Annotated in this window: 22 protein-coding genes and 1 pseudogene; 7 read left to right on the top strand and 16 right to left on the bottom strand. The window is 66.2% G+C overall.

Going from position 1 to position 21775, the window contains the following annotated elements; genetic code table 11:
- The first annotated feature begins 58 nt into the window (after positions 1-58).
- Positions 59-1627 carry an ATP-dependent nuclease gene (locus ABUW04_RS17995; RefSeq protein ID WP_380565712.1) on the top strand — a complete coding sequence of 523 codons (1569 nt, stop codon included), beginning with the start codon at positions 59-61 and terminating at the stop codon, positions 1625-1627.
- A gap of 176 nt (positions 1628-1803) precedes the next feature.
- Here ABUW04_RS17995 and ABUW04_RS17990 read toward each other — a convergent pair whose 3' ends face one another.
- Positions 1804-2094: a hypothetical protein gene (locus ABUW04_RS17990; protein WP_380565711.1), complete on the bottom strand. Its 291-nt coding sequence runs from the start codon at positions 2092-2094 to the stop codon at positions 1804-1806.
- Positions 2095-2774: 680 nt separating this feature from the next.
- Here ABUW04_RS17990 and ABUW04_RS17985 point away from each other — a divergent pair.
- On the top strand, positions 2775-3659 hold the full coding sequence (locus tag ABUW04_RS17985; protein ID WP_380565710.1) for a hypothetical protein: 885 nt from the start codon (positions 2775-2777) through the stop codon (positions 3657-3659).
- Positions 3660-3710: 51 nt separating this feature from the next.
- Here the strand turns inward: ABUW04_RS17985 and ABUW04_RS17980 are convergent, their stop codons facing one another.
- The 11 genes and pseudogenes from ABUW04_RS17980 to ABUW04_RS17935 all read right to left on the bottom strand — a co-directional run bounded on the left by ABUW04_RS17980 (position 3711) and on the right by ABUW04_RS17935 (position 10413).
- Positions 3711-4340, bottom strand: a complete 630-nt coding sequence (locus tag ABUW04_RS17980) for a hypothetical protein (protein WP_449341752.1) — start codon at positions 4338-4340, stop codon at positions 3711-3713.
- Positions 4341-4544 (bottom strand): annotated as a pseudogene (locus ABUW04_RS39710) (transposase); the annotation flags it as partial. It lies immediately after the preceding gene.
- 170 nt (positions 4545-4714) lie between these two features.
- Positions 4715-4963, bottom strand: coding sequence for a hypothetical protein (locus tag ABUW04_RS17975; RefSeq protein WP_380565708.1), 249 nt, complete (start codon positions 4961-4963; stop codon positions 4715-4717).
- Positions 4957-5274, bottom strand: coding sequence for a recombinase family protein (locus ABUW04_RS17970; RefSeq protein WP_380565707.1), 318 nt, complete (start codon positions 5272-5274; stop codon positions 4957-4959). Before ABUW04_RS17970 ends, ABUW04_RS17975 begins: the two co-directional genes overlap by 7 nt.
- Before the next feature lie 70 nt (positions 5275-5344).
- Positions 5345-5992 carry a dTMP kinase gene (tmk, locus tag ABUW04_RS17965; RefSeq protein ID WP_380565706.1) on the bottom strand — a complete coding sequence of 216 codons (648 nt, stop codon included), beginning with the start codon at positions 5990-5992 and terminating at the stop codon, positions 5345-5347.
- Positions 5970-6563, bottom strand: a complete 594-nt coding sequence (locus ABUW04_RS17960; protein ID WP_380565705.1) for a 3'-5' exonuclease — start codon at positions 6561-6563, stop codon at positions 5970-5972. The genes tmk and ABUW04_RS17960 overlap by 23 nt, the downstream gene beginning before the upstream one ends.
- Positions 6560-7711: a radical SAM protein gene (locus ABUW04_RS17955; protein WP_380565704.1), complete on the bottom strand. Its 1152-nt coding sequence runs from the start codon at positions 7709-7711 to the stop codon at positions 6560-6562. Before ABUW04_RS17955 ends, ABUW04_RS17960 begins: the two co-directional genes overlap by 4 nt.
- A gap of 152 nt (positions 7712-7863) precedes the next feature.
- Positions 7864-8745, bottom strand: a complete 882-nt coding sequence (locus tag ABUW04_RS17950) for a DUF5677 domain-containing protein (protein ID WP_380565703.1) — start codon at positions 8743-8745, stop codon at positions 7864-7866.
- A gap of 51 nt (positions 8746-8796) precedes the next feature.
- Positions 8797-9711 carry a helix-turn-helix domain-containing protein gene (locus ABUW04_RS17945; RefSeq protein ID WP_380565702.1) on the bottom strand — a complete coding sequence of 305 codons (915 nt, stop codon included), beginning with the start codon at positions 9709-9711 and terminating at the stop codon, positions 8797-8799.
- The gene (locus tag ABUW04_RS17940) at positions 9644-10171 is read right to left on the bottom strand and encodes a DUF6879 family protein (RefSeq protein ID WP_380565990.1); all 528 of its coding nucleotides are present in this window, start codon (positions 10169-10171) and stop codon (positions 9644-9646) included. The genes ABUW04_RS17945 and ABUW04_RS17940 overlap by 68 nt, the downstream gene beginning before the upstream one ends.
- A gap of 5 nt (positions 10172-10176) precedes the next feature.
- Entirely contained in the window at positions 10177-10413 is a 237-nt protein-coding gene (locus ABUW04_RS17935; protein ID WP_380565701.1) for a hypothetical protein, read from the bottom strand.
- Positions 10414-10672: 259 nt separating this feature from the next.
- On the opposite strand from ABUW04_RS17935, the gene ABUW04_RS17930 reads away from it, so the two are divergent.
- Positions 10673-11275, top strand: coding sequence for an HhH-GPD-type base excision DNA repair protein (locus ABUW04_RS17930; protein ID WP_380565700.1), 603 nt, complete (start codon positions 10673-10675; stop codon positions 11273-11275).
- A gap of 40 nt (positions 11276-11315) precedes the next feature.
- On the opposite strand, the gene ABUW04_RS17925 is transcribed toward ABUW04_RS17930, so the two are convergent.
- Both ABUW04_RS17925 and ABUW04_RS17920 read right to left on the bottom strand, forming a co-directional pair.
- Positions 11316-12530: a glycosyltransferase gene (locus tag ABUW04_RS17925; protein WP_380565699.1), complete on the bottom strand. Its 1215-nt coding sequence runs from the start codon at positions 12528-12530 to the stop codon at positions 11316-11318.
- A gap of 110 nt (positions 12531-12640) precedes the next feature.
- Positions 12641-13567: a hypothetical protein gene (locus tag ABUW04_RS17920; RefSeq protein ID WP_157623841.1), complete on the bottom strand. Its 927-nt coding sequence runs from the start codon at positions 13565-13567 to the stop codon at positions 12641-12643.
- Positions 13568-13928: 361 nt separating this feature from the next.
- On the opposite strand from ABUW04_RS17920, the gene ABUW04_RS17915 reads away from it, so the two are divergent.
- Entirely contained in the window at positions 13929-15749 is a 1821-nt protein-coding gene (locus ABUW04_RS17915; protein ID WP_380565698.1) for an adenylyl cyclase, read from the top strand.
- 49 nt (positions 15750-15798) lie between these two features.
- Here the strand turns inward: ABUW04_RS17915 and ABUW04_RS17910 are convergent, their stop codons facing one another.
- On the bottom strand, positions 15799-17847 hold the full coding sequence (locus tag ABUW04_RS17910; RefSeq protein ID WP_380565697.1) for a prolyl oligopeptidase family serine peptidase: 2049 nt from the start codon (positions 17845-17847) through the stop codon (positions 15799-15801).
- 50 nt (positions 17848-17897) lie between these two features.
- Positions 17898-18635, bottom strand: coding sequence for an SDR family oxidoreductase (locus ABUW04_RS17905; RefSeq protein ID WP_380565696.1), 738 nt, complete (start codon positions 18633-18635; stop codon positions 17898-17900).
- A 95-nt stretch (positions 18636-18730) separates the two neighbouring features.
- On the opposite strand from ABUW04_RS17905, the gene ABUW04_RS17900 reads away from it, so the two are divergent.
- The 3 genes from ABUW04_RS17900 (at position 18731) to ABUW04_RS17890 (ending at position 21727) form a co-directional block, all read left to right on the top strand.
- Positions 18731-19354, top strand: a complete 624-nt coding sequence (locus ABUW04_RS17900; protein ID WP_380565695.1) for a TetR/AcrR family transcriptional regulator — start codon at positions 18731-18733, stop codon at positions 19352-19354.
- A gap of 78 nt (positions 19355-19432) precedes the next feature.
- Positions 19433-20473: an Rv2578c family radical SAM protein gene (locus tag ABUW04_RS17895; protein WP_380565694.1), complete on the top strand. Its 1041-nt coding sequence runs from the start codon at positions 19433-19435 to the stop codon at positions 20471-20473.
- Between the two features lie 87 nt (positions 20474-20560).
- Entirely contained in the window at positions 20561-21727 is a 1167-nt protein-coding gene (locus ABUW04_RS17890) for a lactate 2-monooxygenase (protein WP_380565693.1), read from the top strand.
- Positions 21728-21775 lie beyond the last annotated feature (48 nt).

Genomic DNA, 21775 nt, shown 5'->3' with positions numbered 1-21775 from the left:
CGGGCTACTCTTGGCGGATTTCACTCGAAATCCCAGCCGTGAGCGTACAATAATGATCATGCTAGATGTTGAATTTAGAATCAAGAACTACCGCTGCTTCGGCGATGAGCCGACTATCTTCCGGGTACGTGACGGCTTCACTGCGCTTGTTGGCACGAATAACTCCGGCAAGAGTTCACTCCTGCGGTTCCTCTATGAGATCAGGCCGCTACTGACACAACTTTGCCAAGCCAATGGAAGCTACACACGCAATGCTCTATTTGAAAATCAGCAATGGACTTGGACTCCCACTGTTCTTCCTGGGGAGCGCTTCCTGCGGGCGGGAAGTGAACGCCCTATGGAGATTCAAATCATTGTCCATGACGGACCCTCTGGGCAATTCCCAGACGAGGCCGAGCCACTAATTTTGACGACTCGCTATACCCAGCAAGGCATCGGAGTTGGACTGGAGCTCAGGGCGCTCAATGGAACCAAGCTTGTGCGCGACATGCCAGGCGCAGAAAGATTCACATCAGAGGTGTACTTCGCACCTCTGATTGCGGCGATTGGCGTTCTTGTCGACACCATGTACATCGGACCATTTCGCAACACTATCAATGTTGGCGGAAATCCGGGTTACTACGACATCCAGACAGGCGATTCCTTTGTAAATACCTTCTTGCAGCACAAGTCTGGAGAAAATCCAACATCCAACGAAGCTGTGTATAAGATGCTCCAGGAGCTCAAGAGAATCTTCGGATTCGATAACTTGGACGTGAACGCCTCCGGGCAGACGCTTCAACTTACAGTCGGCGGTACAAGTTTCCGTATCAGCGAGTTGGGGGCTGGGTTTGCCCACTTCGTCATCGTCATGGTGAACGTGCTGGTGCGACGTCCAAAGCTTCTGCTCATTGATGAACCAGAGTTGAACCTCCACGCGTCTTTGCAGCTTGACTTTCTGCAAACCCTGGCTAAGTACACCGAGTACGGGGTCATCTTCGCCACGCATAGCGTGGGCCTGGCCCGGACAGCAGCCGACCATATCTATACCGTTTCCAAGCCTGCCGGCGGAACGAGTGACCTGCGGACTTACGAGGACAACCAGGATCTCGTAACCCTGCTCGGACAGTTGTCATTCGACAACAGACCAGAGATGGGGTTCAATAAGGTCTTGCTGGTCGAGGGCAAGACTGAGATCCGGACGCTCATGCAGTTGCTGCGACTGTACGGCAAGGAACACGAGATCCTCATGATCCCGATGCACGGCAACGACCTTATCCGCGGTGACGTGGAACAAGAACTTGCCAATCTTCTGCGTATCGGCGGAGACGTTCACTATTTGATCGACAGCGAGCGTCTGGCTGCTGGTGACGAGCTTGCAAAGGATCGCCGGGACTTCGTAGCGCTATGCGAACGGTTGAATATCCCTGGGCACGTGCTCGACCGGCGGGCGCTTGAGAACTACTTCACTGACTCCGCCGTGAAGCGAGCGTTCGGCAATGGCGCCCAGACGCTCGGACCCTACGACAAGCTGGCAAAGGCTTCAGGCAGCGTCTGGCGAAAGACCGAGAACTGGCGGGCGGCATCCGAAATGAGTAAAGCTGACCTCGATAACACTGACCTCGGGGCCTTTCTCCAGGGGCTCTAGCTCACCTCGTTTCGGCCGCTGGCCGAGAAACCTTGGACCCCACCGGAGGAGTACCAACCCGTGGCCAGCGGAGCTTTGGAACGTGGCCATGGCAAACGCGTACCGGAACAGCTCTGTGCTTGTACTGGTACTGCTTGGTCGGACCTATGGGCCAAGCAGCACCAGGACGAGGGCTCTTACTTGCCGCGCTCGCCGTTCAGCCTCGCTACAGCTGCGGCCACGCCAGTGAGGAGGGTCGAAGCAGCTGCTATCTGCTCCGGGTTCATGGCCACGGCCAGCAAGACGATGATCACCACAAGGATCATCACGTTGCCGCTGGGTCGAGGCCGCTCAACCACTCCGGGATCGTGGAGCTTGATCGACATCTCACGTCCTCTCGTCAACCCCTTGTCGCGCTCGATCTCGAACCATCGGCGTGGCGAGAGGTGCTCAGGCGCCGAGAGCTCGGACGCCTTGAAGATGTTCAACCCGGCACTTCGCGAGGGCTAACCGGCGCGGCACCTTCTATGCCAAACGGTGGGCGCTCGCTTCGACTTGCAAGGTGGAGGTGATCAAGGCGTCCTCCGGGCGTCGAACGTCTTGCTTTACATGTCCCACCCGAAGCAGCCGAAGTACAAACCCGCGGGGCGTCGACGGCGGGGCCGGTACCCGCAGAGACCTACGGGGACCTCAAGTCAGCTTCTGATCAATGATGTTGGCCATGGCACGCCGAACGAGCCGTGACTTCCATGGTCCACCCGAACGATCTTGGTCCTAAACATCGAGTTTCCGAGGCCATGGGAGCATCACCGAAGGCGGAGCTTCTTGCCTCCATCTGCTGCGTCGCAAGACGCCACTCGTCCACGCCTTCAGCGGGTTCTGTGCCGCGGCGGACTGATTCCAGGCCTCAGCCACGACGAGATGGAGCAGATGCAGCAGTACGAGCGCTGACCCGATCAGAGACTTCGGCTGATCAGCAAGAACTTCACGGGAGCCCTGCACACCCTGATCGATCCAACGATCTACGGACGTGCCGACGACTGGCGCCGCCCATCCTGCCCAGTCGATCCGACCTTGTAGAACCCCAGGACCAACCCGTCGCCGGCCACGTCGTCAGATCCGCCTGATCCACCGACGCCGAGCAACGGCACGTGAGGTAATGGCTGCCGTGGATCAGAACTCGCTGCGGAAGGTCGTTGAAGGCCGGCTCGTCCTCCTCGAAGGCAACGCCTTCCAGGACTGCATGGACCGACTGGGTGTGGAGCTCTATCCGGGCGACTATCAGCCGGTACGGGCAGCCGGGCCGAAGGGTGACACCAAGAACGACGGCTATTGTCCCAAGGCCAGGGTGTTCATGGCCGCGCACGCAACCCGCGGTGAGCGGATCGACAAGACCAAGTCCAAGATCCGCGGCGACCTGGAAGGTTGTCTCAACGAGCACCGCGACGTGAGTCTATGGCGCTTCCTCACCAACGACACCTTGCCGGGCGAGGTCGACCAGTTCATCGACAACGGCCTCCGCCCCCTGTACCCGGCCGTCACCATCGAGGTGTGGGGGCTCAAGACGCTCGTCGATGAGATCTGCAGGCTCAAGCAAGCGCAGGTCGACAGGATCATCGACGTCAACTCGACGGAGGAGATGCCGCCGATCCAGATCGTTCCGGACCCCAAGTCGCCGCCCCTCGTTGAACTCAGGCGCATGCAGACAGGGCGTGATCTGTGGCCGATCCTCTCTGGAGCCTTGGCGTGGATAACCGACGAGCCCGATGAGTGCACCGAGGAGGAAGAAGACCTCATCGACGGCGCCGTCCAGGACCTCACCGACTGGCTTGAGATCTCCGGCGCCGTTGAAGAATCCCGGGCAGGGCTACGTGATGCCCAACGGAGCGTCACCAGCATCCTGGACGGCCTGCATACCGGTGGCTTCGACTTCTACGCCGGGATCAGGCACGACCTTGCGACGGGAGGCGTCTTGCCTCCCTCACCGTTCCGCATAGCCGTGTTCAAGGTCGTACGGGCGACGAGCGGGCTGTCATCGTCTGCCGGTAGATGAGCGGAGCTGTGCAAGTTTGAACGAGGCAGAGAAGTCACATGAAGCAGAGTATTAGATGTAGACGTTAAGCGGCCCTGCCGCCTGACCACTCAATCTATGGAACATCATAGTTGCATAAGCGTCGGTCATGTTTGACACGTGATCTGCCGCAAATCGCAGCAGTCCCATCTTGTCTCCACCCTCACGCAAGGACAGGATCGTATCTTTACGACCCTGTGGAAAGATACTGAGGCCCCCTTCGCTTCCATGAAGTGCAACCTGCACGTGCTTGTCTAGCAGAAATCTGACTACCTCCCGCTGTCCGAACTGATGCGTTGCCATCCGAGGGTTGTCAATTACGTAGACCCAAACCAACTGCTTCAATATCCCATTGAGCAACCTGACGCCGTCATCTACCTCAAGGGCAGCGAAGTGTCTCCCTCTTGAAATATCGCCCGTATACGCCGCTTTGTCTATGAACATAGAGAAGAGCTCTTTTCGCATGTTCCTAACTGCTCGCTTAGCACCTAGCGAGCCGTCATACTCATAGCCCAACCCTCGAAATCCTGAGAACGCGGCGTGCTGGCCAAAGAAGAACGCGATTCGTTCAGCGACTTCATCCTCCGATGTTTCAAACTTGGACGCTAGAATGCCAACTACGCGATCGGCGAATCGCTGCTGCGTTTCCTCGCTTCGGGACATGGTGAGCGTCTTGTCCCGGTGCCCGTTGCGCAGCGCGGTGCGCGCGTCGGTGTGCTCGTTCCACTCCGCGCCGATCCTGGCCGTCGCCTCGGCCTCGATCAGCTCCTGGAGCATCCGCTCGGCCACCGAGCGCACCAGTTCCAGGCCGTCTGCCGAACGTAGTGACTCCAGCAGCCGCAGTAGGTCATGCTGAGACAGGGCCACCTGGCACCTCCCGCGTTGAACTGCCCGTTCACAACGGAGAGTTGCACGGTGGCCCACCCTGTCGGCAGGGAGCGGAAGCTACCCGGGCCCACGCCCCCGGCGCACCACCCCACGCTGATCGGCTACACCACGCCAAGGGACGCGATCGTCGCTGGTCGATAGGGCGCGGATCAGACCGCCTTGGTACCCGTGTCTCCCCGAGCGCTGCTGATGTCACTGACGCTTCCACCGCCGGTTCGCTTCCTTGTCAGTTCGGCACGCTCGTTGAGTGCGTCCGCCAGGACGACGAGCCGCTTCGCAAGGTGGTCTTGTTCTCTGTCCGTCATCTCGTTGGCGACGAGTGCAGCAGCGATCTTCGCCGCATCGTCCCTGAGCGTGGTGAGGCCGAAGACGATCGCCTGGTCGAGTTCGCTCAACATGCCTTCGCCGTCTCGTGGACAGCCGCACCGGCATCAAGTTCAACCTGGTCGACCATGAGCGCCTGGACTATCTGGGAGTCAGCCAGCTGCTCCAGGGAGGGCACAACCACGTGGTGCGCCTCCGATCGTCGAAGCTCGTGGATCAGCTGAGCGAAGGCCGCCTGAGAGCCGCTGTCGTACTCGTAGAAGATCGTCGCCAGGCAGTACCCCTCGACCGTGGCGAAGGTCGTAAGCGCCTGCTCCGTCTGTAGGACTTCCTGGTCGTCCATGTCATCCGTGACCCGCATGTAGCCGTAGATCAGAGGCTTCATCGTCGTTCCCACATCCACCGGTGGATGACGCGGCTGGTGGGAACCCTCAATTCCCACCAGCCGCGTCGGCTTATGACGTGCTGGCAGGTTGAGCGAAGAAGCTCGTCAGGCGATCGCGGATGACTCGTGCCACCTGCTCGGGTGCCCGCTGGTTGCAGTCCACGCGGAGCACATCGAAACCCGCCTGGATCAAACGCTCCGTGGCCTGACGGTAGAAGTGCACTTCAGCGTGAGAACTGCCCGGCGAGAGCTGAAAGCGGTTGTGTGCACCCCGGTCGTGCAGGCGCTCTGCGATGACCTCGGCGTCGGCTTCGAGGATGACCGCGAGATCCGGCCGATCAGCGGCTGCATTGATCTGCCACAAGAACGTCGGGTCGATGCCATCGAACCGCTGCATGACCAGTCCGGACGGAATGTAGCGGTCGCTGATCACCGTCCGGCCGGCCTCTAGGTGTGGCCGGATCTCCTCATCCACATGGTGGTAGCGGTCGGCAGCGTACAAGCAGGCCAGCGCGTAGCCCTTGGTCGTCTCCGTCAGCTCCCGGCACAACCCACCGATGGCACCTTTGGATGGCTCAGCCGTGACGTGGACGGCTTCGCCGGTCGCCACGAGCATCTGCTCCAAGTGCCGGACGATCGTTGACTTACCGGCACCGCTTGGCCCATCGATGCTGACGAACACTCCGCGCGGGTGGTCAGAAAAGGGTCGCAGCTTCATCGCCAATCCCTCCCGGTAGTTGGTTGCGGAGGGCTTCAAGCGTCAGCGGCTCCATCCCAGGCGGATTCGCCATGTGGATGAACAGCTGTGCTGCGACCAGGGCGTCATAGGTTGCGCGGTGCGGCATAAGGTCCGTAGGCATTCCCTCGGCCAGCTTGTACGCCTCGACCAGGGCACCGAGCTTGTAGCTCATCTGGTGCGGGATCAGGCGACGGGCGAGCTTGAGGGTGTCGAAGACCTCCGGACACTCCCAGTCGCCGAGCTTGCGTTGAAGAACGCCAACGTCAACGTGGGCGTTGTGGGCGACCAAGGCATCCCCGTCCAGCGCCCGAAGCACTTCGTGCTTGATGTCCCTGAACACCGGGAGGCCAGCCACCTGCTCGTTGCTGATGCCATGGATCGACTCGGCAAACCGCGTAATCGGTGTCGCCGGACGTACCAACCATGTCGACAGCGACCCGATGACTCCCCCGGCGATCCGGACAGCAGCCAGCTCTACAAGGTCGGGCGGCTGTTGCCCGTTGCCCTCGACATCCACGACCACGTAATCAAGGCTCGTCCAGTCGGTCATGAGGTTGCTTCCTTCCATCCGATGTCCGCCCGGCCATGTCGCCGGTCGCGGTGAGGGTGACGGACATCGTGAACCTGGAAGCCAAGCGCGTGCTGCAAGTAGTAGCGCGGCTGCTCTTCTTTGAGCCCAGATACGACGGCGGCTCCCTCCGTGATGTCAACGACCACCAGGCCGTTGGCGTCGGGAAGAGTGCGTGCGACTTCCTGTATCCGTCTCGCCGTCGGCACTTGGTGCCTGCTCCCACAGAGGTCGAGCTGCGCTAGGGGGCAGATGTCGCAAAGTTCTGGGATGCCGTAGTGGCCGTTGTAGTCCGGCTCACCATGGGCGAACGACACCGCGCAGGAGGTCTTACGGAACAACGAGCTGCTGCCGGCGAAGGTTGAGAGGACACGCTCTTCCAGCGTCTCCGGCACGATCTTGCGCCGGGCGGTCTCGTCGTACGGCTCAGGCAATCCATTCACCTGGTAGTACTCAGCGATCTCGTCCCGGTAGAACAGTCCCGTGAACACGGTGGCGTCAGCGTACTTGCTCAGCTCGTACGCGGTCGCGAGGTGTTCCGGCGAATCGTTGAGCCCCGGAACCAGCGGGCGCCAGTAGAGGACCGTTCGGTAGCGACGCCCGACGGCTGCGCTCATGATCTTCAGCGACTGAGCCGCCACGGTCGACGGGTAGGGCTCGATGTCCTTGTTGTCGATCCCGGAGTAGGTGAACAACAGCGTCACCTTGACGTTCCGCAGCCCGTTGAGTCGTACGGCGTCCTCGGTCTTCATCTGGTGGCGCGTGATCACCAGTACGTGGTTCCGAAGGCCGCGGGCGTCCAGGTCCTCCAGCACGGCGAAGGTGTGGGGACGGACAGCGGGCAGGAACGGGTCGGTGGCTCGGTTGAACAACTGCACCGGCGTGATGTGCGGCTGGAAGTAGCGGTGATTGACCAGTTCATCGACTGCCTCAGCATCCGTCATCAGCGCTCGCGGTACGCGCTGGTCCCACAAGCCGTAGGTGTGGCGGATGCAGTAGGCACAGTCCAGGGGGCATCCCTGCACATGGTTGAGGCTGAGCCCGCTCTTGCGGTACTCGACCACATTCCGTGCCCGCTCAGGCAGGCGGGCAAGCTGCTCGGAAGTGAGCAGCGGAAGCGAGGTGCGCACGAGATGATCTCCTGACTCCCAGTCAGAGCTTCTGCTCCACAAGGGAGCGTAGGGACACGAAGGAGAGTCAGGAAGAAAGTTTCTCCAGGTTTCTAGAACTCACAGAAGAGAGCTGGCGCCTGCGAATCATCGAGAACGGTTCGGCTCGCCCCTTAGGCAGAGATCATGAACTGTTCGTGCAGCTCATCCGGCTTCCGTGTGCGCCCAAGGAGATCCTCCAGGTACGGCCGGAGGAAGTCGGCGGCTTCGTTGCCAAGAGTAAGGCGCTCGATGTTGTCCAGAACAACCGTGAACGAGAGGATAACGAGCATGAGGGGCACTTGAGGCCGGACCTCGAAGCTCTTTAGGTTCGGAAGGAACTCCCCACCTTCAACGGAGAGGTGGTTGCGGTAAAGGTCGTTCCAATCGCCGTGGGTTTCGACCGAACCCATGCGGTAGGCAATGTAGGCGTTCCGCCCGAGGAGCTTGATTCGCTCCTCCGCATTTGGATAGCGGATCTTCGCTCGCCCCGGGAGCTTTGAAACATCATCGATACCCGCTGCCTTGGCAGTCTTCTCCGCCGACCGCTTCATGCGCTCCTCAATAGGCCAAACCTCGCCATTGCGGAGCTTGATGTTCTCCTCGATGTCTCGGAGGAGTTCGCGTTCGGCGACCAGGCTGTTCATGATGTACCGGTCGAAGTGGATGCCCGTGCCGTCGTCGCTGAGCAGGTAGAGCAACGTGGCAAGCGTCTCAATTGAATCCCGCGTGATGCTTTGCTGCTGAAATGTCTCTTGGCTGTGCAGCTCTCGAAGAGTTAGGCGCAGCAATTTGCACTGCCGGACAAGCAGTCCACGCAAGATGGCGTCATTTCGCGCGAAGGGCTTCTCGGGAATCACCAGGCCCGCAAGGATGCCAAACCACTGCGTCCCCTCCCTCAAGAGATAGAACGCAGCCTCCATAAAAGGAGATTCATCAGCCGCTCCCCCAAGGGCATCCCAATTGGGCCCGTAGGGGTCTGGCAAATGTTCATCCTCAAGCTCGTCGTAGACCATTCCGTCAGGCTACGCCTGCACGCCAACGAGCCGCATGAGGTTTTTCGGAAGCTACGTCGGCCCTTCGCCTTCCGCAACCAGGTCATCAATGATGCGCGTGATGATCGCCCGGGCTGCCCTGCCGTAGCTGGCCACGCCCGCCAATGACTCAAAGACGCCGGAGTAGAGCTCGACTTCCTGGGGTTGGGCAAGGTTGAGCTCAGCCGAGTAGGTCTCAACCATCACCCGGTCGTTGTCCAAGATCCAGAAACCGTGCCACGGGGCGACGACGTACTGCGTCTCAAAACCGATGATCCCCAGATGCACGCTCGGCAGTGCTGACAGAGAGATCAGGCGGTCGAGCTGCCCGAGCATGATGTCTGGGGAGCACAGCCGGAAGCGAAGCGCAGCCTCGGTCAGAACGAAGTGGAACCGTTTGCCCGGCCGGTAGAGCATCTCCTGACGCTGCATCCGACCGCGGATCGCATCATTGATGTCGTTCGGCGCCTTGAACAGGGTGACCCCTTGGACGAGACGGGCTCGGGCGTACTCGGCCGTCTGCAAGAGTCCAGGGATCACCGTTGACTCGAACACGCGGAAGTGGCGGGTCTTCTCGTCAAGGTCAGCCAGCTCACCCTGATGGGCCGCCAGTCCCACTTTGAACTGACGCTGCCACTCGGCGTGCTGGAGTTCGAGCGTGTGCAGCAATGCGAGCAGGGCTTCTGTCTCGCCCACGCTGCCGGTGGTAGACGCCCACCCCCGGATGTCCTCATCCGTCGGGGTCTGTCTTCCGTTCTCTAGCTTGGAAACCTTCGACGGTGGCCACGCCAACGACTCCGCGAGCTGCCGTCCAGTCAGGTTCGACCGCTGGCGTAGCTCACGGAGTCGTTGTCCGAGCGCCCTACGCGCCTCTTGGACGTTAGTAGCGCTCGATGCGTTGTTCGGTGGCAAAGTCTTCCCGTCGTCTGGCGTGGTGCCATGCGGCATCCCGCCAGTAGTTGTGCTCCACGATCACAGCCGGCTCCTCGATGATCTCAGCTCCAAGGAAGCCATCACCGTCATCGAAGTGCATCCGCACCAAGATGCACGAGTCGAAGAGCCAGTAGTCGTGGTTGGGCAGCCCCGCGGCCGTAGCCTCGGGGCGAGGGAGGTAACGGATGTCCTCGCCCGCACCGTTCGTGAACTGGGAACACCAGACGCCGAAGCGGCTGTAGTCCGTCAGGGGCAAGCTGACGACGCGCACCCGTGAGAACCGCAACCCTCGCTGTGTCGCAGCGCTGATCATGGTCAGCCAGTCCTGAATCCAGGGCAGGTCATCCGGTTCGCCCGCGAGGAACTTGCGAAGTGACTCGTTCTCGTATGAGGCGTCGTACCTGTCACGCACCTCCAGGCGGAACGCCGTGTGCTCGAAGGTGCGGAACAGCTTGGCGAAGTCGTCTCCAACCAGGAGGCTCAGTGATCTCCCTCCTGTTCCATGTAGCGGCGGGCGTAGAACTTCAGAACCTCTTCGGGGATCTCGATCAGGGTCTCGTGGTCGGGCACGGGACCGATGTCAGCGAGCGCCTGGGGGTCAGTGACCTTCCATCCCTGGGCGATGTAGGTGACGCGGTCCTTACGGTCCGTCGCGAACAGGGTGGGCGAGTTGCCCACCTGCGACTCAGGATCCTTGCCAAGGAAGCCAGCGCGCACGGCGCCTCCTTCACTCGAAGGTTCGAGAAACATTCTCGGGATCCATCGTGCACGTCTGGGCAACGGTGGTCAATGGGTTACAGGGGGCGTTCGCGGCCGGACTCTGCTCATGACCGCTGCCCCTGCAATCTGACGAATGACCAGTTCAGGAGTGGCGCACATGCCCGACGGTCGGTGCGCGCGGACAATAGACCGGAAGGTCACCGGACCATCGACCGTCCGCCGAACGAACCGAACGAACCGAACGAAGGAGCACGCGATGGCGACCGCCCTCCGCCTCGCCCAGAACGAGCAGGCCGACGCGCTGCTCAGCCGCAGCCCGCTGGCCGCGCTGATCGGCATGCTGCTGGACCAGCAGGTGCCGATGGAGTGGGCGTTCAGCGGCCCGTACACGCTGCTGGAACGGCTCGGCGGCGACGATCTCGACGCACATGCGATCGCCGGCTACGACCCGGACGCCTTCGCCGCGCTCTGCTCGCAGAAGCCCGCGGTGCACCGCTACCCCGGCGCGATGGCCAAGCGGATCCAGCAGCTCTGCGCGTACCTGGACGAGCACTACGACGGCGACACCACCGCGGTGTGGCGGGACGCAGGGACCGGGACCGAACTGCTCAACCGGCTGATCGAGCTGCCGGGCTTCGGCAAGCAGAAGGCGCAGATCTTCCTGGCCCTGCTGGGCAAGCAGCTCGGGGTACAGCCCAAGGGCTGGCGCGAGGCGGCCGGCCCCTACGGCGAGAAGAACAGCTTCCGTTCCGTGGCGGACATCACCGGCCCGGAGTCCCTGGACCAGGTCCGGGCCTTCAAGCAGGAGGCCAAGGCCGCAGCCAGGGCGGCGAAGGCGAGCAAAGCCGCCCAGGGGTAGTCCGAACGACCGAGCGGCCGAACGGCCGAGTGGTCCGCTGTCAGTGCAGCGCCACGCGGGCTGCCGCATCGCGGTGGACGGCGTCCAGGAGGGTGGCGTAGGAGGCGACCATGCGGGTGCGGCTGAAGCGCTCGCGGCTGCGGGTCAGCGACGGGGCGAGCTCGGTTCGGCGGGCCACCGCCTCGGACCAGGCGGCGGCGATCGACTCGGGGTCGGGGGGTGTGATGAAGCCGTGGCCGGCCACGATCGGGACGCAGTCGCCCACGTCGGTCGCGACCGGGACCGCGCCGCACATCATGCCCTCGATCAGGCAGAGCGGGGCGGCCTCCCCGTTGGCGGAGGTCAGCGAGACCACGTCGGCGGCCGCGTAGACGTTCTCCATGTCCAGGCGCACTCCGAGCAGCTTCAGCCGGCCGGCCAGCCGGGGCCGGTCGGCGAAGGCCGCCGCGATGTCGGCGAGCAGGCCCGGGTTGTCGGCGGTCATCCCCGCGCCGCAGAGCAGCAGCCGGGCCCGGGGCTCGCGGCGCAGGTAGGCGCGGGCGGCGCGGAGGAACAGCGGCACGTTCTTCATCGCGGCGTAGCGGGCCGCGAAGACGATCACCGGGGCGCCGGCCGGGATCCGCAGCGAGGCCCGCAGCTGCGCGCGCCGGACCGGGTCGGGGCGGAACCTCAGCAGGTCGACCCCGTTGGGGATGACCCGCATCAGGCCGGCCGGGACTCCGGCGTCCCGGTAGGCGTCGCGGGTGGACTCCGCGCAGCAGACGCAGGCGGCGACGCGGCCGTCGGCGACGGCGGCCAGCAGGTCGTCCAGGGCCGGCCCCTGGTTCTCCGGGTCGGAGCGGTGCAGGCAGACCACCACTGGCCGGTGCGCGGGGACGGCCTGGCTGAGCAGGCCGAGGGGCTGCTCCTTCAGGGACAGCAGGATGTCGGCCCCGGCCGCGAGGCGTGCGGTGGCGTCCAACTCCGCGGCGGTGAAGTCCGGTCCTCTGGAAAGATCCTGACTTGATGTCAGATTGGGGCTGCGGTCCAGCGAGGCGACCGGCACGCCGGCGGCGGTGAGCCTGGCGTAGCAGGCGTCGTCCTCCATCCGCTGGCGGGTCGCCTCGCGGTGCACCTCACCGTGGATGCTCAGCACGCTGTGGCGCTGGCCGCTCCGGTGCAGCCCGATCACCGCGTCGCTGTGCAGCATTCGGGCCCCGCCGGAGAAGAACCCCTCGTAGACCGAGAGCACCCGCAGTCCGTCCTTCTCCAGCACCTCATCACCAGCCGTCCGTACGCAACCGTCCCGTGAACCCCGGGCCCGCCGCCATCAGGAGGACCCACCGAGCTTGCCGGTCCGTGACGAACGTGTTGCCAACAGAAAAATCATCCGCTCAGGTGCCGGTCGCGCAGTTGGAGCGCGAACCGACCGGTGCAGCCGGCGATCCGGTCGGCCTCCGCCGCCGTGGCCAGTCCGGCGAAGGCGCCCCAGGTCCGGACCCAGTACTCCAGGGTGACCAGGGTGGTGATCACGGCCTGGACGGTGGTGGAGGGCTGGGACTCCAGCCGCCCCCAGCCGTCGCCCACGGTGTCCCCGCTGGCGGCGGCCCAGGTACGGCTGTGGGCGGCTCCGGAGAGGACCGTGTAGACGCCCAGGCTGGCGTTGGCGGGCAGCAGCTTGCCGATGGTCCTGGTGAGGTTCACCCCGGTCTCCTCCAGCGTGGTGCGTTCGACCTGGAGCGCCAGCGGATGGCCGCGGCGGTCCTCCAGCAGGCTGATGCCGGCCTGCTGGAACGTCTCGACCATCTCCTGCCGGCGCGCCAGCGCGCCGGTCGCGTCCTGCGGCGAGACGGCGGTGGTCAGGTCGACCTCGTAGGCGGTCTCGGTGGCCCAGAGCCCGGCGGCGCGGGCCAGCCTCACCGTCAGCGATTCCGAGCTGTCCTGTAAGTGGAACGCCAGCGCCGCTGCCTCCAGCACGGCCCGGGCGAGGGTCACCGGGGGAAAGGCCGGCGGCTGCCGGGTGAGCAGCGCGGCCAGGGCCTCGACGTGACCCCGGGCGTCCTCCCAGGCGAAGTGGGTCCGCACGGTCCCGGTGCGGTAGACGAGGGTCCGCGCCTCGACGACGTCGGCGGGCATCCGCCGGATGTCGTCGAGGTCCACCTGGAAGGCCGACCGGTCACCGCCGGCCCGGTGCAGCACCGTGTCGGCGATCCCCAGCGCCCCGAGCAGCGCGGCCCTGGCGTCGTCCAGAAGCTCGTTCGACCACGCCAGATTAGGGACAGGCGACTTCGGTTGCGGAGAAGTTGTGTCCATGCCACAGCACGCTAGGGCGTCCCACCTGCCTCCGCAGGCATTTCCGGCCAACCCGGGCCGCCATCGGCCCGACACATTTCGCGCGACGATCACCGGGCCCGGCCGGAGGACCCGATCCGGCCCCGGCCCGCTCCCTCTCCGGGTCCCTTCCAGGCCCCTTCCAAGTCCCCTCCAAGTCCCTTCCAGGTCCGCGAACATCGACATTCCTTCATCATCTGAAGCCATCCGCACGACCTGGGGCCGCCTGGCTACAGACCATTGACGGTGTATGAGCCAGCTGCTTCACTTCCACCTGAGAGCGCTCTCTCGCCCTCGAGGAGCAACTGCACCATCCTCCCCATCCACCACGTCAGGGAGAGTCATGTCCGTCAGCCCCAACCGTCGCACCGTGCTCCGCAGCGCGGCCGTCGCCGCAGCCGCATTGCCACTGGTCGGCAACCTCGCCACCGGATCCGCCTACGCCTCCGCGCCCGCTCACGGCAACAGCGGCGGCGGCAACGGCGGCGCCGGCGGCCTGGGCGCCAACGTCCTGGTCTTCGACCCGTCCATGGGCGACGCCGCGATCCAGGCCCAGGTCGACGCTGTGTTCAACACTCAGCAGTCGAACCAGTTCGGCACCGAGCGGTACGCCCTGGCCTTCAAGCCGGGCACCTACAACGTCGACGTCAACGTCGGCTTCTACACCCATGTGCTCGGTCTCGGCGACAGTCCCGACGATGTCGTGATCAACGGTCATGTCACGGTCGACGCCCAGTGGTTGCAGGGGAACGGCACCCAGAACTTCTGGCGCGCCGCCGAGAACCTGTGCATCGTCCCGCCGGACGGGCTGGAGCGCTGGGCGGTCGCCCAGGCCGGTCCGATGCGCCGCACCCACGTCAAGGGCGACATGACGTTGTGGCCGAGCCCGCCCGGCAACCGCTGGTCCAGCGGCGGGTTCCTGGCCGACAGTGTGGTGGACGGCCAGGTCGACTCCGGTTCGCAGCAGCAGTGGCTGTCCCGCAACGACACCTTCGGCAGCTGGGTCGGCTCCAACTGGAACATGGTCTTCGTCGGCACCCCGGGCGCTCCGGCCCAGCACTTCCCCAACCCGGCCTGGACCGTGGTCGACAAGACCCCGACCGTCCGGGAGAAGCCTTTCCTCACGCTGGCCCGCGACGGCTCGTACCGCGTCTTCGTCCCCGCGCTGCGCCGCAACTCCGCCGGGACCACCTGGGCCAACGGCCGGGCCGCGGGCGAGAGCATCCCGCTGTCCCGCTTCCACGTGGCCCACCCCGGCGACTCCGCCTCCACCATCAACCTGGCGCTGGAGCGGGGACAGCACGTGCTGTTCACCCCCGGCGTCTACGCCCTGTCCTCGGCGCTGCGGGTCAACCGCCCGAACACCGTCCTGCTCGGCATCGGTCTGGCCACCCTCCAGGCCACGCACGGCAATTCGCTCATCGAGGTGGCCGACGTCGGCGGCGTCACCGTCGCCGGGGTGCTGCTGGAGGCCGCATCGGCCAACTCCCCCGTGCTGCTCCGGGTGGGCCACGGCCGCAGTTGGACCCGGCACAGCGACAACCCCACCGTCCTCTTCGACGTCTACGCCCGCATCGGCGGCGCGCTGCCCGGCGGCGCCACCGTCAGCATCCAGCTCGACAGCAACGACGTGGTCTGCGACAACCTCTGGCTCTGGCGCGCCGACCACGGCAACGACGGCAGCGTGGGCTGGTCGGTCAACCCGGCCGACACCGGCTTCCTGGTCAACGGTGACCGCGTCACCGCCTACGGCCTCGCCGTCGAGCACTACCAGAAGTACGAGGTGCTCTGGAACGGCAACCACGGCCGCACCTACTTCTTCCAGAACGAGCACCCCTACGACGTCCCGACCCAGTCCGCCTGGGTGCACGGCAGCACCAACGGCTACGCCTCCTACAAGGTCGCCGACCACGTTACCGACCACCACGCCTGGGGGCTGGGCAGCTACTGCTTCTTCGACCTGTCGGCGAACATCTACACCGACCGGGCCTACGAGGTCCCGGACACCCCCGGCGTGGTCTTCACCGACCTGATGACGGTCTGCCTCAACGGCCCCGGCGGCGGAGGCATCCTGCACTGCATCAACAACACCGGTGACCCGGTCGAGAACGGCTTCGGCACCTTCAACATGACCAGCTACTCCAACGGCGTCGGAACCCTCTGAGGCTGTGCCGTCGGCCCCCTGACGTTCGGTCAGGGGGCCGACGGCGTTCTCAGGTTCCGGCGTGGGTCCAGAGGTAGTCGAGGACCAGCGCCCACTTGAAGGCGGTCTGCTCGTTGTTGGAGGCGCCGCCGTGGCCGCCCTCGGTGTTCTCGTAGTAGTCGACGGTGTGGCCCAGCTCCAGCATCCTGGCCGCCATCTTCCGGGCATGGCCCGGATGGACCCGGTCGTCCCGGGTGGAGGTGGCGAACAGCACCGGCGGATATCCGGGCTGCTCGCGGATGTTCTGGTACGGCGAGTAGGCGCCGATGTAGGCCCACTGCTCAGGATCGTCCGGGTCGCCGTACTCGGCCGTCCAGGAGGCTCCGGCGAGCAGCTTGTGGTAGCGCTTCATGTCCAGCAGCGGGACCTGGCAGGCGATCGCCGCGAACAGCTCGGGGTAGCGGGTGAGCATCACGCCCATCAGCAGCCCGCCGTTGCTGCCGCCCTGGATCACCAGCTCCGCAGGGGTGGTGACGCCCCGTCGGACCAGGTCCCGGGCGACGGCGGCGAAGTCCTCGTAGACCTTGTGCCGCCCGGCCTTGACCGCCTGGGTGTGCCATTCGGGCCCGTACTCGCCACCGCCGCGGATGTTGGCCAGGACGTAGGTCCCGCCGCGCTCCAGCCAGCCGCGGCCGACCACGGTGAGGTAGTCCGGCGTCAGCGAGACCTCGAAGCCGCCGTAACCGGTCAGCAGCGTGCGCCCGCCTTCTTCGCCGTCTGCGCCGTCCGCGCCGCCGCCGGGCCGTGGACGGACCACGAAGTACGGGATCCGGGTGCCGTCCTCGGACACCGCGAAGTGCTGCTCGACAGCGGTCCCCTCGGCGTCGAAGAGGTCCGGAGCCCGCTTGAGCACCTCGACGGGGCCGCCGACCACGCCCCTGCTGAGGGTGGGCGGGGTGGTGAACCCGGTGGTGAGGGTGAGGAACTCGTCGTCGTCCTCCGGGTTGGTGTCCAGGATCCCGGCCGACCCCAGCGGCGGCGTCCCCGGCAGCGGTTCGGACGCCCAGGGGCCTTCGCCGGCCGGGGTGAGCACCCGCAGCTCGGTGGCCACATCGCGCAGGACGGTGAGCAGCAGGTGGTTCCGGGTCCAGCGGTAGTCCTCCAGGGAGGTGCGGCCGTCCGGCTCGAAGACGGTGGTGAAGCCCCGGCCGCCGGCCATGAACTCCTCGAAGCCGATGGCCAGCAGCGCGCCGGTCGGATGGTCGCGGCCGCCGGTCCGCCAGGGCGAACGGGTCCGCACCAGCAGCCACTCGCGGTGCACCGACGCCTCCGCGTCCTCGGGAACCTCCACCCGCACCAACTCGCTGCCGTCGGACGGGCGCAGGAACAGCTCGTCGCGGAAGAAGTCGATCCCCCGGTGCACGAAGTCGCGCTCGAAGCCCGGTGTCGGATCGTGGTGGGCACTCACCGAGACGTCCTCGGTCCGGCCCTCGAAGACCGTCACCGCCTGGTCCGGCGGGGTGCCGCGGCGCCACTCCTTCACCAGCCGGGGATAGCCCGACTCGGTGAGCGAGCCCTCGCCGAAGTCGGTGCCCAGGTAGACCCGGTCGGCGTCGATCCAGCCGACCCGGCTCTTGGCCTCGGGGAGTTCGAAGCCGTCCTTGACGAACCGGCGCTCCTCGATGTCGAACTCCCGGACCACGGCGGCGTCCGCGCCACCGCGGGAGAGCTCGACCAGGGCGAGCCGGTGCCCCGGCCGCAGCACGTCGGCGCCGTGCCACACCCAGTTCTCGTCCTCGTCGCGGGCGAGCGCGTCGACGTCCAGGACCACCTCCCAGGCGGGGGCGTCGGTGCGGTACTGCTCCAGGGTGGTGCGGCGCCACAGGCCGCGCGGATGCTCGGCGTCCTGCCAGAAGTTGTAGAGGTACTCGCCGCGGCGGGTCACGTAGGGGATCCTGCCCTCCGCGTCCAGCACCGCCCGCAGGTCCTCGCGCAGGGCGTCGAAGGCCGGGCCGGTGGCGTACCGCCCGGTCGACTCCTCGTTGCGGGCGCGCACCCAGTCCAGGGCCCGCTCGCCGGTCACGTCCTCGAGCCACAGATACGGATCTTCGTCAGCCATTCCCCGAGTCTGGCAGCTTCCGACGGGTCTTTGAATGGGATCGGGCCAGGTCAGGCGATGCCGCCGTTGGCGAACAGCACCTGGCCGTTGATCCAGCGGCCGGGGCCGGCCAGGAAGGCGACCGCCTCGGCGATGTCGGCCGGGGTGCCGAGGCGCTCCATCGGCGCCAGGCCGGCGATCTGGTCGATGACCTGCTGCGGCTTCCCCTCCAGGAACAGCGGGGTGTCGGTCGGCCCTGGGGCCACCGCGTTGACGGTGACGTCGCGGCCGCGCAGCTCGCGGGCCAGGATCAGCGTCATCGCCTCCACCGCGCCCTTGGTGGCCGCGTAGGCGGCGTAGCCCGGCTGCTGCAGCCGGGTCACCGAGGTGGAGAAGTTGACCACGGCGCCCCCGGGGCGCAGCGTGCGCGCCGCCAGCTGGGAGACGACGAAGGTGCCGCGCACATTGGTGCGGTGCATCCGGTCGAAGTCACCGAGGTCGTACTCGGCGACGGGCCCCAGCAGCATGATGCCGGCGGTGTTCACCACCACGTCGACGCCGCCATACAGCTGTCCGGTCTGCTCGAAGAGCGCGGACATCTCCGCCTCGTCGGCGACGTCGCCGCGGATCGCGGTGGCGGTGCCGCCGGCCGCGGTGAGGGTGTCGACGACCTCCTTGGCGCGGGCCTCGTTGCCGGCGTAGTGCACCACCACGGCCATGCCGTCGGCGGCGAGCCGCTCCGCGACGGCGCGGCCGATGCCGCCGGTGGCACCGGTGACGATGGCTACCCGGGGAGTTGTCGTGGTCATCGGAATCAGCCTCCTCTTCACATGTGGACTACTTGTCCATAAATGAAATGTAGACTGATCGTCCATATAGCGCAAGCAGGAGGGCGAGGGGACACATGGACGAGACCGAGACCGAGACCGAGACCGGGGCCGAGGCCCAGCCACGGCGCGGCCGCGGACGGCGACCGGCGGCCCAGGTCCGCGGCGAGGTACTGGAGGCCGCCGCGGCGATGCTGTTCGAGGGCGGGCTGGCCTCGATCACCTTCGAGAAGGTCGCCGCCCGCGCCGGAGCGAGCAAGATGACGCTCTACAAGTGGTGGCCCTCCCCCGGGGCACTGGCCTTCGAGGCGTACTTCAGCGCGGTCGAGGAGACCCTCGCCTTCGCCGACACCGGCGACATCGAACGCGACCTGACCGCCCAACTGCACGCCTTCGTACGACTGCTGACGAAACAGCAGGCCGGCCCGGCGATCGCCCAACTGGTCGGCGCGGCGCAGACCGACCCCGCCCTGGCCGCGGCCCTCAGCCGCAGCTACACCCATCCGCGCCGACAGCTCGCCGTCGACCGCCTCCGAACCGCCCAGAACCAGGGCCAGATCCGACCGGACGTCGACCCCCAGGTCGTGGTCGACCAACTCTGGGGCGCCTGCTACCACCGCCTCCTGCTCCCCGACGAACCCCTCGACCCCGCCTTCGCCGACGCCCTGATCACCAACCTGCTACGCGGCATCCAGCCCTGAGCACCCCCTCGACATATATTCGCTCATCTGTTCTATTCTGGGGTTCGGAGGTCAACCGCACCAACCCGAGGAGGCGCCATGCGCTGGCAGAATCTGAGTGCCGACGGCACGGCCGCGCCGGGGCTCTTCGGCCTTGACGTGGTGACGCGGACGTTCGACACGCCCGAGTTCCGGGGCATCACGTTTCACGAGGTGCGGGCGCGGTCGATCATCAACCGGGTGCCGGGGTCGTCCCGGATGTCGTTCGGCTGGACCGTCAACCCGTACCGGGGCTGCAGTCATGCCTGCGTCTACTGCTTCGCGCGGAGCACCCACAGCTATCTCGACCTGGACACCGGGCACGACTTCGACAGCCAGATCGTCGTCAAGGTCAACGCCGCCGAACTGCTGCGGCGTGAACTGGCTGCGCCGAAGTGGGACGGTGCGCACATCGCCATGGGCACCAATGTCGACTGCTACCAGCGGGCCGAGGGCCGGTACCGGTTGATGCCCGGCATCCTGAGCGCGCTGCGCGACCGGGCGAACCCCTTCTCCATCCTGACCAAGGGCTCGCTGATCCTGCGTGACCTGCCGATCCTGGAACAGGCCGCCGAGGTCACCGAGGTCGCCACCGCCGTCTCGATCGGTTTCACCGACCACGGGCTGTGGCGCAGCGTGGAGCCCGGCACCCCGTCGCCGGCCAAGCGGCTGGAGGTCTGCCGCACGCTGATCGAGCACGGCATACCCTGCGGCGTGCTGATGGCGCCGGTGCTGCCCTACCTCTCCGACTCCCCCGAGCAGCTGCGTGCCACCGTCGCCGCCATCGCCGCCACCGGCGCGACCTCGGTCACCCCGCTGGTCCTGCACCTGCGACCGGGCGCCCGCGAGTGGTACTTCCAGTTGCTCGCCGAGAACCACCCCGACCTGGTCCGCCGCTACCAGGCCCTGTACCACCAGGGCGCCTACGCCCCCACCTGGTACCAGCGCCGGATCACCCGCCAGGTGCACGAACTGGCCGCCGAGTTCGGCATCGGGCCCAGTGAGCGACCGGCCCGGGCACGGGTCGAGGTGCCTGCGGAGCCCGCGCAGCCGTCGGAGCCCCCGGAGCCCCCGGGGCCGACGCAGCTCAGGCTGATCTGATCTGATCACCCCGCCGTCGACGGAACGCCGCTGCTGGTCGAGGATGTCGCCCAGCGACTCCACCGGTGAAAGCGAAGGGGACCAGACATGGGACAGCCGTTCGGCTCCTACCAGAACGAGATCTACCTCAACGGGCTGGGCGGTGTCCTGCCGCGGTTCCCGATGGGCTTCGCGGAGCTGGAGGAGCGGGCGCAGGCGGCACTGCCGCCCTCGGTGTGGTCCTATGTCGCGGGCGGTGCCGGCGACGAGCGCACCCAGCGGGCCAATGCGACCGCCTTCGAGCGCTGGGGCCTGGTGCCGCGGATGTTCGTCGGCGCCGCGGAGCGAGACCTGTCCGTGGAGCTGTTCGGGATGCGGCTGCCCGCGCCGGTGTTCATGGCCCCGATCGGTGTCATCGGACTGTGCGCCCAGGACGGGCACGGCGACCTGGCCACCGCCCGGGCCGCCGCGCGCACCGGGGTGCCCATGGTCGCCTCCACCCTGACCGTCGACCCGATGGAGCAGGTGGCCGCCGAGTTCGGGGACACCCCCGGCCTTTTCCAGCTGTACACCCCCACCGACCGGGAGCTGGCCGCCAGCCTGGTTCACCGCGCCGAGAAGGCGGGCTACCGGGGCATCGTGGTCACCCTGGACACCTGGATCACCGGCTGGCGCCCGCGCGACCTGGCCACCGCCAACTTCCCCCAGCTGCGCGGCCACTGCCTGGCCGACTACACCAGCGACCCGGTCTTCCGAGCCCGGCTGGCGCGCACGCCCGAGGAGGACCCGCAGTCGGCGGTGCTGCTCTGGACCCAGATCTTCGGCAACCCGCTCACCTGGGACGACCTGCCCTGGCTGCGCTCGCTGACCGACCTGCCGCTGATCGTCAAGGGCATCTGCCACCCCGAGGACGTGCGCCGGGCCAAGGACGGCGGCGTGGACGGCATCTACTGCTCCAACCACGGCGGCCGGCAGGCCAACGGCGGCCTCCCGGCCCTGGACGCGCTGCCCGGCGTGGTGGAGGCCGCCGACGGCCTGCCGGTGCTGTTCGACTCCGGGGTCCGCAGCGGAGCCGACATCGTCAAGGCCGTCGCCCTGGGCGCCTCCGCCGTCGGGATCGGCCGCCCCTATGCCTACGGCCTCGCCCTCGGCGGCACCGACGGCATCGTCCATGTGCTGCGCTCGCTGCTCGCCGAGGCCGACCTGATCATGGCCGTGGACGGCTACCCCACTCTGGCCGACCTCACCCCGGAGAGCCTGCGCCACCTTGGTTGACGGTCCAGGTACGTCCGGCCGGGACCGAGGGGTGCGGGGACGTGTGCA

It is taken from the genome of Streptacidiphilus jeojiensis, from assembly GCF_042510965.1.
In the GTDB taxonomy this organism is placed as follows: Bacteria; Actinomycetota; Actinomycetes; order Streptomycetales; family Streptomycetaceae; genus Streptacidiphilus; species Streptacidiphilus jeojiensis.
Note: the sequence above shows the minus strand (reverse complement) of the source record. Positions and strands in the feature narration are given on the sequence as shown.